Below are 13,140 nucleotides of genomic sequence, written 5' to 3'. Positions count from 1 at the left end.
AAGCATTTGCTAGGTTTTGACCATGTCGCCGACCCCACAGACCACGCCCGCCGCCCTGGAGCGCGCCCGCACGCAGTGGCCGGACCGCCCCGCGGTGCGCGACCACCAGTGGGGCGACGCCGTCGACCTCACCTGGAGTGAGCTCGCCGACGAGGTCGCGACCTTCGCCGGCGCACTGGTCGACCTCGGGGTGGAGCCCGGCGACCGGGTCGCCGTGTGGGCGCCCAACAGCTACCACTGGCCGATCGCCGCTTTGGGCACGCACTGCGCCGGCGCGATCCTGGTGCCGCTGAACACCCGGTACACGGTGAGCGAAGCGCAGGACATCATCGACCGCTCCGGCGCGCTGGTGGTGGTCGCGGCCGGCGAGTTCGCCGGGGTCGACCGGCTCTCGGAGGTCCTCGCCTCCCCGATCGCCGAGAACCGCACGGTGATCGGCATCCCCCTCGCCTCCGCGCCGATCGAGCGCGACGCCCCGTCGTCGATCGAGCGCGACACCCCGTCGCCGATCGAGCCCGACGCCCCGTCGCCGATCGAGCGCAGTCGAGATCACCACGTCATCGCCTGGGACGACTTCGTCGGCGGCGCGACCGACGCCGGGATCGCCGCCGCCCACCGGCGCGCGCAAGCAGTGCGCCCCGACGACCTGAGCGACATCCTGTTCACCTCCGGCACCACCGGCGCCCCGAAAGGGGTCCTCGCCGAGCACCGGCACACCGTCGCCGGTGCGCACGGCTGGGGCGCCAACGGCGGGCTCGGACTCGGCGATCGCTACCTGATGGTGAACCCGTTCTTCCACACTTTCGGCTACAAGGCCGGGATCCTGCCGAGCCTGCTGTTCGGCGCCACGATGCTGCCGCTCGCCGTCTACTCCCCGACTGAGGCGATGAAAGCCGTGGCGGCCGAAGCGATCACGGTCTTCCCGGGAGCGCCGACCATCTTCCAGACCATCCTGGACGATCCCGAACGCACCGGATACGACCTGTCCAGCCTGCGGCTGATCGTCACCGGTGCGACCATCGTTCCCGTCGTGCTGATCGAGCGGCTGCAGTCCGAGCTGGGCGTCGAAACGGTGATCACCGCCTACGGCCAGACCGAGACCAGCGGTTTCATCACCACCTGCCGCCCCGACGACGACGCCCTGACCGTCGCCACCACGTGCGGGCGCGCCTACGAGGGCATGGAGGTCCGCCTCGGCGACAACGACGAAGTCCTGACCCGCGGGGCGATGGTGATGCGCGGCTACCTCGACGATCCCGAGGCGACCGCGGCCACCATCGACGAGGACGGCTGGCTGCACACCGGCGACGTGGGAAGTCTCGACGGCGACGGCAACCTGACGATCACCGACCGCCTCAAGGACATGTACATCTGCGGCGGCTTCAATGTCTATCCCGCCGAGGTGGAGCAGGTGCTCACCCGCGTCCCCGGGATCACCGAGGCCGCGGTGATCGGTGTCGCCGACGAGCGCCTCGGGGAAGTCGGCAAGGCCTATCTGACCAGGCGGGACGGCGTCGCCGTCACCGAGGAGCAGGTCCTCGAGTACGCGAAGGCCCACCTCGCGAACTTCAAGGTCCCGCGCGCCGTCGAGTTCGTCGACACCTTCCCGCGGAACCCCTCCGGAAAGATCCTCAAGCGCGAACTGCGCTGACACGAAATTGCGTGAGGCCGGTCACAAAGCCTCGCCAGCCCGGCCTTGCGAACGCAACTATTAGGTAATGCTAACCAACCTTCAGCGTGCGCAGCCGTGGATGATCGCGGCCTTCCGGATCGTCGTCGGCTTCCTGTTCTTCAGTCACGGGGCGTCCACGCTCTTCGGCTGGTTCATCGCCCCGTACGGCGGGCAGACCGCCGAGATCGGCGCGTGGCCGTCCTGGTGGGCCGGGATCATCGAGTTCGTCGCCGGCCTGGCGATCATGATCGGTTTCGGCACCCGGTTCGCCGCCTTCCTGGGCGCCGGCACCATGGCCGTGGCGTACTTCTGGAAGCACCAGGGCGACGGACTGCTGCCCATCCAGAACGACGGGGACACCGTGGTCCTGCTCTGCTGGTCGCTGCTGCTGCTGGTCTTCCTCGGACCGGGCCGGCTGGCCCTGGCATCGGTGACCGCCGCCGAACGCACCGCCGCCGAACCGGGTGCCGAACGCGAGTCCGTCAACGCCTGACCGGCGAGGGCCGGGAGGGTCAGTCGGCGAGCCCGAGGCCCTCGCCGAGGAAGACTCCACCGACCACCACCAGGATCACCAGGGTGATCGCCGTCATGTGGGCCTCGATCCACCGGCGCGCGTCGCGCAGAGAGTGGTCCACGCGCTCACCGCCGACCACGTAGGCCACGAGCGGGATCAGTGTCCCCAGGCTGGCCAGACCCGCGAAGATCGCCACCAGGACCAGCGCCTCGGCCTGCGGAAGCTCCGCGGCGCCGAACCGCATGCCGGCACTGATGGCCAGCGGGATGTTCTTGATGATGAGGATCCCCTGGGCGAACCCCAGGGCGAAGCAGGCGGCCGACCCCAGATGGTCGACGCGTTCGAACAGACCGGGTTTGCCGGGCTCGTCCTCCCCGAGCACCTCGGTTTCGAGGAGTTGTGTGCCCGGCGGCAGACCGTCGGCGCCCTTCGCAGAGGCGCGCGCTGAGGGACGCTTGATCCACGTCACCAGGGCCAGCACGAAGAAGACCACCGCGAACACCAGGTGCAGGATGTCGATCCCGTCCGCGGTCGCGGCCGGGTCCTCCTCGTCGGCGGTGTCGGTGACCCACATCGCCACGGCGGTGACCACGAAGACGCAGAGGTACCAGCCGCCGGCGAACAGCAGCGCCCGCCGCCGACCGCGTTCACCGAGCAGCAGTACCAGCGCCGTGGTCAGCGCGATCGGACTCAGGGCCAAAGCCATTGCGACGGCGAACGTATCGCCCAATGCACCCCACACGTGATGTCCCTACTCGCTACGCCCGTCCGGGCGTTCCGGCGGAGACGTGTCAATCATGCACCGCCGCCCGGCCCTCGCACAGTCAGTCCCCCACGAAGGTCACTGCATCGTGGGCATCGCGAAGTCGGCGCCCGCGCGCACCCCGGAGGGCCAGCGCGTGGTGACCGTCTTGGTCTTGGTGTAGAACGCGATCGCCGCCGGGCCGTGCTGGTTGAGGTCGCCGAATCCGGACCGCTTCCAGCCGCCGAAGGTGTGATAGGCCACCGGCACCGGGATCGGCACGTTGACGCCCACCATGCCCACGTCCACGCGCGCGGTGAAGTCGCGGGCGGCGTCACCGTCGCGGGTGAAGATCGCGACGCCGTTGCCGTACTCGTGCTCCGACGGCAGCGCGAGGGCCTCCTCGTAGTCCTTCGCCCGCACGATGCACACCACCGGGCCGAAGATCTCGTCGGTGTAGATCGACATGTCGGTGCCGACGTGGTCGAACAGGGTCGGTCCCAGGTAGAAGCCGCCGGCGAGGTCTTCCCCGTCGAAGGAGGCGTCGTCGCTGCCGCGGTCGCGGCCGTCGATCACCAGCTCGGCGCCCTGCTGCACGCCCTGGTCGATGTAGTCGATCACCCGATCGCGGGCGGCGGCGCTGACCAAGGGGCCGTAGTCGGACTGCGGATCGAGCGAGTGGCCCACACGCAGGGCACGGACCCGCTCGGTCAGCTTCTCGCGCAAGGCGTTCGCGGTCTCCTCACCGACCGGCACCGCCACGCTGATGGCCATGCAACGCTCGCCGGCGCTGCCGTAGCCGGCGCCGATCAACGCGTCGACCACCAGGTCCATGTCGGCGTCGGGAAGGATGATCATGTGGTTCTTGGCGCCGCCGAAGCACTGGGAACGCTTTCCGTTCGCCGCGGCGGTGGCGTAGATGTACTGGGCGATGTCGGAGCTCCCGACGAAGCCGAGTGCTTTCACGTCCGGGTGGGCGAGCAGTGCATCCACCGACTCCTTGTCGCCGTGCAGCACCTGCAGCACGCCGTCGGGCAGGCCCGCCTCGGTGAACAGCTCGGCCAGCATCAGCGGCACCGACGGGTCCCGCTCGGAGGGCTTCAGGATGAAGGCGTTACCGCAGGCCAGCGCCGGCCCGATCTTCCACAGCGGAATCATCGCCGGGAAGTTGAACGGCGTGATCCCGGCGACCACCCCCAGCGGCTGGCGCATCGAATGGACGTCGATGCCGGTGCCGGCGCCCTCGGTGAACTCACCCTTGCCCAGGTGCGGGATGCCGATCGAGAACTCGATGACGTCCAGGCCGCGCGCGATGTCGCCCTTCGCATCCGGGAAGGTCTTGCCGTGTTCCAGGGACAGCCGGGTCGCGAGGGCGTCCATGTTCTGGTTCACCAGCTCCACGAAACGCATCAGGACGCGGGCGCGGCGCTGCGGATTCCATGCCGCCCACTCCTTCTGGGCCGCCGACGCGATCTCGACGGCGGCGTCGACCTCGGCGGCGGTCGCCAGCGGGACCTGCGCCTGGACTCTGCCGGTGCTCGGGTCGTAGACGTCGGCGGTGCGCCCGGACGGCAGCACGTCGCCGATGAGTTCGGCGCGGCGTCCGGCGATGTGGTGCGGGATCTGCGTGACCGCTGGGGAGCTGAGGGTGGTCATGGGTTCATCTCTCGATCGTGATGGTTCAGCAGGGCCGGATCAGCGGTGCTGGAAGTCGGGGCGGCGCTTGGCGACGAAGGCGGCCATGCCCTCGGTCTGGTCGTCGGTGGCGAAGGTGGAGTAGAAGAGATTGCGTTCGACGCGAACCCCCTCGGTGAGACCGGATTCGAAAGCCCGGTTGACCGCCTCCTTGGCCAGCCCGGCGGCGATCAGGGACTTGCCGGCGATGTCGGCGGCGATCTCGAGCGCGGTCTGCACGGTGTTCTCGGCGGGGACCACGCGGGAGACCAGACCGAGCCGGTCGGCCTCGTCGGACTTCATCTGCCGCCCGGTGAGGATCAGGTCCATGGCCTTGGCCTTGCCGACCGCCCGGGTCAGCCGCTGCGAGCCGCCGATACCGGGGATCACCCCGAGGTTGATCTCCGGCTGGCCGAAGACGGCGGTGTCGCCGGCGATGATCAGGTCGCACAGCATGGCCAGCTCGCAGCCGCCACCGAGAGCGTAGCCGTTGACCGCGGCGACGGTCGGAGTGCGCAGACCGGCGAGCGCGTCCCAGGCGCCGAAGAACTGTTCGGCCACCACGTCGCTGAAGGTCTTGTCCGCCATCTCCTTGATGTCGGCGCCCGCCGCGAAGGCGCGGTCGGACCCGGTCAGCACGATCGCGCCGATCCCCGGGTCGGCGTCGAAGGCCTGTGCGGCGGCGACCACCTCACCCATCAGCTCGGTGTTCAGCGCGTTCAGCGCCTCCGGGCGGTTCAGGGTGATCACGCCGACCCGGTCGCGCCGGTCGACAGCGATGGTCGAGTACTCGTTCTCAGACACCGGTGGTCTCCTCACTGGGCAGATCTGTTTCGGGTAGGTCAGTGCTGGGGGTAGGTCAGCGCTGGGGGTAGGTCAATTCCAGGCCGGCGGGCAGCGGCGCCAGGAAGGCGGCCGCCTCGTCGCCGGTCAGCTGGTCGAGCCGGCCCGGCTGCCAGGCCGGGTTGCGGTCCTTGTCGATCACCTGGGCGCGGATCCCTTCGGCCAGGTCGGGGTGCGCCACGCAGCGGATCGACGTGCGGTACTCGCGGCGCAGCGCCTCGCGCAGCGACCGCTCGGTCGCGGCCGCGCGCAGCGCGGCCAGCGTCACCGTGAGGGCCGTCGGGGATTTGCCGGCGATGGTCTCGGCGGCCTTCACGGCCTCCGGCCGGCCCGTCGCGCGGCAGTTCTCGACGATCTCGGCCACCGTGTCGGCGGCGAACACCTCGGCGATCCAGTCCCGTTGTGCCGCAAGGGCCGACGGCGGCGGGGTCACCGCGTGCTCGGCGAGTGCCTCGTCGACCGGGCGTTCGGCGAGGGCGGCCCGGAACTCGTCGAGCCGGTCGGCGGGCACGTAATGGTCGGCCAGCCCCAGCGCCATGGCGTCGGCACCGCGCAGGTGTACCGAGGTGAGCGCCGCATAGGTGCCGAGCTGGTCGGGGACCTGCGACAGCAGTCGGGTGCCGCCGACGTCGGGCACCAGCCCGATGCCCACTTCGGGCATCGCCAGGCGGGTGCGGTCGGTGACGATCCGGGTGTTCGCGTGCCCGGAGATGCCCACTCCGCCGCCCATCACGATGCCGTCCATGATCGCCACGTAGGGCTTGGGGTACTCGGCGATGTCCGCGTTCATCCGGTACTCGTCGCGCCAGAAGGCCGCCGACGCACTGTCGGTCACCGCCTCGTCGTCGGCGCCCTGCAGCGCCGCCGCATCCCGGTGGATGGCGACGATGTCCCCGCCGGCGCACAGACCGCGGTCGCCCGCACCGTCGACCACCACGGCGCGCACGCCGGGGTCGACGGCCCATTCGTGCAGGGCCGCGGTCATCAGGGCGACCATCTCGTGGTCGAGCGCGTTGATCGACGCGGGCCGATTCAGCGTGAGCGTGCCGAGACCGCCGCGGACTGCGGCGAGCACCGGTGGCTCCACCTCGTTCGGTCGTGACATGCGAGGCGCTCCTTGCTCGGGGGTCCGGTCGTTCGGGCCGGGTCTGCTGCCCATCGTCGCCGCGCCGGATGCGCCCGGTCAACGGGCAATGCCGCACCCCGGCCCGTGCAGTTCTGCACCCCGATGCCCCCGCAGCGGAGGCGAAGCTGCCTACAATCAACTATCGTGTCCAACCGCCCCGCACCGTCGGTCGATCCGCGCGACGTCCGCGCCGACGACCTGCGATACCTGCTGGCCGTGGCCCGGACCCGCAACCGCAGTTCCGCGGCCGCCGAGCTCGGCGTGGACTCGAGCACCGTGACCCGCCGCATCCGGGCCCTGGAACACGCGCTGGGCACCGCGCTGGTGCGCACCGGCACCGCCGGCTGGGAGCTGACCGAAGCCGGCCGGGCGGTGGCCGAGACCGCCGGACCGATCGACGCCGCCGTCTCCCGGGCGATCGGCGCCGTCGCCGGAGACACCGGACGCACGTTGCGCGGCAACGTCCGCGTCACCGCCCCCGATGCCTTCGGCGCCTACTTCGTCGCCCCGGCCCTGGTGCGCTTGCGCGATCGGCACCCGGACCTGACCGTCGAACTGCTCACCGCGACCCGCGAGCCGAACCTGCATCAGTCGGGCTTCGACGTCGCCGTCACGGTGGGCGCCCCGGCCGGTGGCCGTCTGGTCTCCGAACCGATCAGCGAGTACACCCTGGGGCTGTACGCCACCGAGGAGTACCTGGCGGCCCACGGCGAACCGGCCACCGTCGACGACGTCTCCGCCCACCCGCTGATCTGGTATGTCGACTCGCTGCTGCAGGTGGGCGACCTCGACCTGGACAAGCACCTGCCCGGCGCCGTCCCCCGGCTGATGTCCACCAACGTCTTCGCTCAGCTCGAAGCCACCCGCAGCGGCGGCGGGATCGGGCTGCTGCCCGCCTTCGTCGCCGACCGCCACCGGGAACTGCGCAGGCTTCTGCCCGGCGCCGTAGACGTGCGGCTGGGCTTCGCGCTCGCCGCGCGCCGCGCGCGCCTCACCAGCCCCGCCGTCCAGGCGATCCGGGCCGCGGTGCGGGCCGAGGTGAGCGCCCGCGCCGGGGAACTGCTGCCCGGCCGGCCGATAGGCTGACGCGATGACGGACGAAGCCCCGAGCGGCGATCCCGGCACGCCCCTCGTCGAACTACTCGCCCGCGCCGGCGCCCTCGAGTCGGCCGCACCCTCCGAGCACATCGTCACGCACGCGGCGGTGATCGTCCTGAGCGGTGACCGCGCGTGGAAGATGAAGCGTCCGGTCACCTACCGCTATCTCGACTTCGCCGGCGTCGATCAGCGCCGCAACGCGCTCACCGCCGAGTACCGGCTGAACCGCCGCACCGCACCGGACCTGTATCGCGGAGTGCACGCGATCACCCGGACCGCGGACGGGGTGGAACTCGACGGCCCCGGCGAAACGGTCGACTACGTGCTGGAGATGGCCCGGTTCCCGGCGGACGCCCTCTGCGCCCGCTACGCCGACGACGGCCTGCTCGACGACGCACTGCTGTCCGCCCTCGCCGATCAGGTGGTGCAGTTGCACGCGCAGGCCGAGGTCAGCGCCGACACCGCCGGCGCGGCGCGGCTCCTCGACGTGATCGACGGCAATCTGGGCAGCATGTCGCGCTACCCGAAGATCCTGGATCCTGTCCGGGCCGCCGATCTCACCGAACGTCTTCGGGCGCTGATCGCCCGGCACGCCGACCGGCTGGACGCCCGGGCCCGCGCCGGCCGCGTCCGCCGCGGGCACGGCGATCTGCACCTGCAGAACATCGTGGTGCTGGACGACGTCCCGGTCCCGTTCGACTGCCTGGAGTTCGATCCCGAGCTGGCCACCACCGACGTCCTCTACGACCTCGCCTTCCTGGTGATGGATCTGTGGCAGCGGGGGCGCACCTGCGAGGCGAACCAGATCGTGAACGCCTACCTCGATGCCTCGCCGGACGACGAGGACGGCTACCCGCTGCTGCCCCTCATGCTCAGCGTCCGGGCGACCGTCCGGGCCCACGTGTCCGCCGCGGCCGGGCAGGTGGATCGGGCTCGCGGACACCTGGACCTGGCGCTGGCGGTGATCGATCCGGCCGGCCCGCACACCGTCGCGATCGGCGGGGCCTCGGGGACCGGCAAGTCGACCGTCGCGCGGGCGGTGGCCGACCGGGTCGGCGCCGCCCCGGGCGCCCGGGTGCTGCGCTCGGATGTGCTCCGCAAACGCCTGGCCGGGGTGCCCGTCCTGCAGTCACTGCCCGCTGCGGGCTACACCCGGGCGGCGAGCGCACGGGTGTACGCCGAACTCGAGCGCCTGGCCGCACAGAATCTGGCCGGCGGGATGAGCGTGATCGGCGACGCCGTCTACGGGCGGGCCGCCGAACGCGCCGGACTGCGCCGCGTCGCCGACGCCGCGAACGCCACGTTCACCGGGTTCTGGCTCCACCTTTCGCAGGAGGAGCGGATCGCCCGCATCGCCGGCCGCGGGCCGGATGCGTCCGACGCCGACGCCCGTGTCGCGCGGGCGCAGACCCGTGCCCTGGACGATCCGGGCGAGGACTGGATCGCCGTCGACGCCGCCGGCGATCCCCTCGCGGAGATCCGGGAGCGTCTGCGCGAGCGCTGCGGCCCGGCGGAGCAGTCCTAGTCGACGCGGGGCTTGACCAGCGGGAAGAGCACCGTCTCGCGGATGCCCAGGCCGGTCAGCGCCATCAGCAGTCGGTCGATGCCCATGCCGGTGCCGGTGGTCGGCGGCATCGCGTACTCCATGGCGGTGAGGAAGTCCTCGTCGAGCACCATGGCCTCGTCGTCGCCGGCGGCGGCCAGGCGGGCCTGGTCGACGAACCGCTCGCGCTGGATGATCGGGTCCACCAGTTCGGAGTAGCCGGTGGCCAGTTCGAAGCCGCGGACGTACAGGTCCCACTTCTCCACCACCCCGGGCACGCTGCGGTGCGCGCGCACCAGCGGCGAGGTCTCCACCGGGAAGTCGCGCACGAACACCGGCTGGGTCAGCTTCTCCCCCACCAGGTGCTCCCACAGTTCCTCGACCAGCTTGCCGTGGCCGTAGCCCTTGTCCTCGGGGACCGACAGGCCCACCTCGTCGGCGATGGCCAGCAACTCGTCGACGGTGGTCTGGGCCGGCACGATCTCGCGCCCCAGCGCCTCCGACAGCGACGGGTACATCTCGACGCTCATCCACTCGCCGGACAGGTCGTAGGTGCTGCCGTCGGGCATGGTCGGGGTGAGCGTGCCAAGCGCGCCCATCGCCACCGACTGGACCAGCTCCCGGGTCATCGTCGCGGAGTCGTTGTAGTCGCCGTAGGCCTGGTAGGTCTCCATCATCGCGAACTCGGGCGAATGGGTGGAGTCGGCGCCCTCGTTACGGAAGTTGCGGTTCACCTCGAAGACCCGGTCGATGCCGCCGACCACGCAGCGCTTGAGGAACAGCTCCGGCGCGATACGCAGATACAAGTCCAGGTCGAAGGCGTTGGAGTGGGTGACGAACGGCCTGGCCGCCGCCCCGCCGTGCAGGGTCTGCAGCATCGGCGTCTCCACTTCGAGGAAGCCGCGCTCGGTCATGAAGCGGCGCAGCTCGGCCATCACCTGCACGCGCAGACGGGCCGTCTCCCGGGCCTCCGGGCGCACGATCAGGTCGACGTAGCGCTGCCGGACCCGCGACTCCTCGTTCATCTCCTTGTGGGCGACGGGCAGCGGGCGCAGCGCCTTGGCGGCCATCTCCCACGCGTCCGCCATCACCGACAGTTCCCCGGTGCGCGAGCTGATCACCTCGCCGTGGACGAAGACGATGTCGCCCAGGTCGACGTCGGACTTCCACAGCGCCAGCGACTCTTCGCCGACACCGTTGAAACTGATCATGGCCTGCAGCTGGGTGCCGTCGCCCTCCTGCAGGGTGGCGAAGCACAGTTTGCCCTTGTTGCGCAGAAAGATGACGCGTCCGGCGACGCCGGCCTGCACACCGGTCTCGGTGCCGGCCTCCAGGTCGGGGAACTGCGCTCGGAGCTCGGCGAGGGTGTGCGTGCGAGCGACGCCGACCGGGTAGGCCTCGCGTCCCGCATCCAGGATGCGGTCGCGCTTCTCGCGGCGGATACGCAGCTGCTCGGGGGTCTGGTCGTCGATTTCAGGCGCCTGATCACTCACGAGGTATCAGGTTAGGCGCGTCGCCGGTACTCCCGCCAATCCCGCCGCGCCCGGGACAGGCCCCCGGGTGCGGGCTCAGGCGAAGTAGCGGTGCGCGTCGGAGGTGTCGGCGGTGCCGATGCCGGCCGACCGCAGTGCGCGGTGGCCGCCGACCAGGAACCTGGTGCCGGCGACGCCGCGGGCCTGCAGATGCCACGCCAGCCATTCGGCGTCGTAGCCGTCCTCGGTGACCAACAGCCACCGGGCGTCGTGGGCGGCCGCACGCAGCGCGCCCGGCGCGTGCGGGGTGAGTGCCTCGAGGGCCTCGTCGAGGTCGAGCGCGAGCGCGCCGAGCAGGGCGCCGTGCTCGCGGCGGCCGGCGTCGCCGCGCAGGTCGACCACCCGGACGCCGGCGGCCTGCGCCGCGCGGTACTCGGTGGGCTGCACCGACAGCGGAGCCGGACGGTCGGAAACGACGGTGGTCACGACGGCAGCGGAGGTCGTGGCGGAGGTGGTGGTGACGGGAACGTCGATGGCGAGTGTCATCGGAAAAGAGTCCTCGGGTGGTGAAAGAGCGGGAGGGTTGGGTGAGGGAGCCGACCGCGACAGCGGTTCAGCTCTGACAACACTCCTGACAGCTCTTGATCACGTCGTCGATTGTGCCACAGACCCCGCGCAGGTCCCAGGCCTTTTGCGCAGCGCCGGGTTTAATCCATGTTCCATGTGACACCAGTTACAGTGACCGTCATGTCGGGTTCACCTCATGATCATCGTTCGCGCGCCGGATTCTCCCGCCGCACCTTCCTCGCCGCCGGCGCCGCCGCCGGGGCGATGGCCGCCGGCGCCTCGGCGAGCGGCCTGGTGCGCGCCGAGCCGGGCGCCCTGCAGAGCGCGAACGCGGCGGGTACCACCCTGGCGCAGGTCGCGGTACCGGGGCGGGCACGCAAGGGCGGCTACCGCAAGCTGACGCAGGGCCGCGGTTGGCCACTCTACGTACGGCAGGAACTGGCGCCCGCCCATTCCGGCCGGGACGCCAAACGCACCGCGCTGGCGTCGTTCGTACAGCTGACCGACATCCACGTCACCGATGTGCAGAGCCCGGCACGCTTCGAGTACGTGCACCCGATCCAGGGACCTGCCTACCGCCCGCAGGAGGCGCTGGGCACGCAGGGCGCCGTCGCCCTGGTCAAGCGGATCAACGCGCTGGCCGTCGGCCCGTTCACCGGCCGCCGCTTCGACTGCGTGGTCAGCACCGGCGACAACACCGACAATCACGAGCTCATCGAGCTCACCTGGTTTCAGCGCCTGCTGTCCGGCGGCGAGATCACCCCGAACACCGGTGCGCGCGACCGTTTCGAGGGTGTGCAGGCGCAGGGCTCGGACCTGTACTGGCGGCCCGAACTTGCGTCGCGGGACATCTACAAGGACCGCGGCTTCGTGCAGATCCCCGGTTATCTGCGCGCGGCCATGCGCACCCATCGCAGCCCCGGACTGAACACGCCCTGGTACGCCGTCTTCGGCAACCACGACGACCAGTTCCTCGGCACCGTTCCCAACGGCGTCCTGGACTGGATGTACCTGTCGGGGGTCAAGTTCGATCTGCCCGGCACCGATCCGGCGATCTCCCAGATCGCCGGCGCCATGGCCTCGAATCCGTCCGCGCTGGGACCGCTGCTCGGGCAGTTACGCGTCACCGGCCCGTCGTTTCCGGTGACCCCCGATGCGCGGCGCCGCCCGTTCTCGCCGCAAGAGTTCGTGCGGCGCCACTTCGACCCGGCGATCACCGGGCCCGGTCCGGTCGGCCACGGCTTCTCCGACCCGAACGGCCCCACCTGGTACACCTTCACCATCGCCCCCGGAGTGCGCGGGATCGCGATGAACACCTGCAACAGCCTCGGCATCGCCGACGGCTCGATGGGTGAGAAGCAGCTGCGGTGGATCGAGCGCCAGCTGGTCCGCTACCGCGACGAGTTGGTGCTGGTGTTCAGTCACCACACCTCCGGGACCATGACTGCCGCGTTGCCCAATCCGGAGACCCCGGGCGAACGCCAGTATCTGGGCGACGATCTGGTCGCCGCCCTCAAGCGGCACCCGAACCTGATCGCCTGGGTCAACGGGCACACTCACAAGAACCAGATGATCGCCCACCGCGGCGCCGACCCCAAGCACAGCTTCTGGGAGATCAACACGGCCAGCCACATCGACTTTCCGCAGCTGGCCCGCATCCTGGAGATCACCGATAACGGCGACGGCACGCTGAGCATCTTCACCCCGCTGATCGAAGCCGACAGCGCCTACACCGCCGACGAGGACGACCTGTCGGCCGCCGGTCTGGCCAGCCTGTACCGCGAACTGTCGTACAACGACCTGCACTACGACGCCGAACTGCTCGGCAAGGCGACGGATCGCAACTGCGAGCTGCTGCTGACCCATCCGCTGCGCTGAGCGGCACGCGG

Annotated in this window: 11 protein-coding genes; 5 read left to right on the top strand and 6 right to left on the bottom strand. The window is 70.6% G+C overall.

The genetic code is table 11. From position 1 onward, the window contains the following. Nucleotides 1–22 precede the first annotated feature (22 nt). On the top strand, nt 23–1,651 hold the full coding sequence (locus ABD732_RS06160; RefSeq protein ID WP_344781685.1) for a FadD3 family acyl-CoA ligase: 1,629 nt from the start codon (nt 23–25) through the stop codon (nt 1,649–1,651). A 67-nt stretch (nt 1,652–1,718) separates the two neighbouring features. Beyond that, on the top strand, nt 1,719–2,165 hold the full coding sequence (locus ABD732_RS06155) for a DoxX family protein (protein ID WP_344781683.1): 447 nt from the start codon (nt 1,719–1,721) through the stop codon (nt 2,163–2,165). A 19-nt stretch (nt 2,166–2,184) separates the two neighbouring features. On the opposite strand, the gene ABD732_RS06150 is transcribed toward ABD732_RS06155, so the two are convergent. The 4 genes from ABD732_RS06150 to ABD732_RS06135 form a co-directional block, all read right to left on the bottom strand. Next, a complete protein-coding gene (locus ABD732_RS06150; protein WP_344781681.1) occupies nt 2,185–2,892 on the bottom strand; it encodes a GAP family protein in 708 nt (235 codons plus the stop codon). A gap of 135 nt (nt 2,893–3,027) precedes the next feature. Further along, nucleotides 3,028–4,584: a CoA-acylating methylmalonate-semialdehyde dehydrogenase gene (locus ABD732_RS06145; protein ID WP_344781679.1), complete on the bottom strand. Its 1,557-nt coding sequence runs from the start codon at nt 4,582–4,584 to the stop codon at nt 3,028–3,030. A gap of 39 nt (nt 4,585–4,623) precedes the next feature. Further along, entirely contained in the window at nt 4,624–5,406 is a 783-nt protein-coding gene (locus ABD732_RS06140; RefSeq protein WP_344781677.1) for an enoyl-CoA hydratase, read from the bottom strand. Between the two features lie 55 nt (nt 5,407–5,461). Continuing rightward, the gene (locus ABD732_RS06135) at nt 5,462–6,550 is read right to left on the bottom strand and encodes an enoyl-CoA hydratase/isomerase family protein (RefSeq protein WP_344781675.1); all 1,089 of its coding nucleotides are present in this window, start codon (nt 6,548–6,550) and stop codon (nt 5,462–5,464) included. A 165-nt stretch (nt 6,551–6,715) separates the two neighbouring features. Between ABD732_RS06135 and ABD732_RS06130 the strand changes: the two genes are divergently transcribed. Continuing rightward, a complete protein-coding gene (locus ABD732_RS06130; RefSeq protein ID WP_344781673.1) occupies nt 6,716–7,657 on the top strand; it encodes a LysR family transcriptional regulator in 942 nt (313 codons plus the stop codon). 4 nt (nt 7,658–7,661) lie between these two features. Then, the gene (locus ABD732_RS06125; protein WP_344781671.1) at nt 7,662–9,194 is read left to right on the top strand and encodes a bifunctional aminoglycoside phosphotransferase/ATP-binding protein; all 1,533 of its coding nucleotides are present in this window, start codon (nt 7,662–7,664) and stop codon (nt 9,192–9,194) included. Here ABD732_RS06125 and lysS read toward each other — a convergent pair. Together lysS and ABD732_RS06115 are read right to left on the bottom strand one after the other, a co-directional pair. Beyond that, the gene (gene lysS / locus ABD732_RS06120) at nt 9,191–10,705 is read right to left on the bottom strand and encodes a lysine--tRNA ligase (RefSeq protein ID WP_344781669.1); all 1,515 of its coding nucleotides are present in this window, start codon (nt 10,703–10,705) and stop codon (nt 9,191–9,193) included. The two genes, ABD732_RS06125 and lysS, sit on opposite strands and share 4 nt — an antisense overlap. A gap of 75 nt (nt 10,706–10,780) precedes the next feature. Beyond that, entirely contained in the window at nt 10,781–11,230 is a 450-nt protein-coding gene (locus ABD732_RS06115) for a rhodanese-like domain-containing protein (protein WP_344781667.1), read from the bottom strand. Nucleotides 11,231–11,431: 201 nt separating this feature from the next. On the opposite strand from ABD732_RS06115, the gene ABD732_RS06110 reads away from it, so the two are divergent. Further along, nucleotides 11,432–13,129, top strand: coding sequence for a TIGR03767 family metallophosphoesterase (locus ABD732_RS06110; RefSeq protein ID WP_344781664.1), 1,698 nt, complete (start codon nt 11,432–11,434; stop codon nt 13,127–13,129). Nucleotides 13,130–13,140 lie beyond the last annotated feature (11 nt).

Source organism: Gordonia caeni (genome assembly GCF_039537105.1).
GTDB classification, from domain to species: domain Bacteria; phylum Actinomycetota; class Actinomycetes; order Mycobacteriales; family Mycobacteriaceae; genus Gordonia; species Gordonia caeni.
This window is presented reverse-complemented; position numbering and strand designations above follow the sequence as displayed.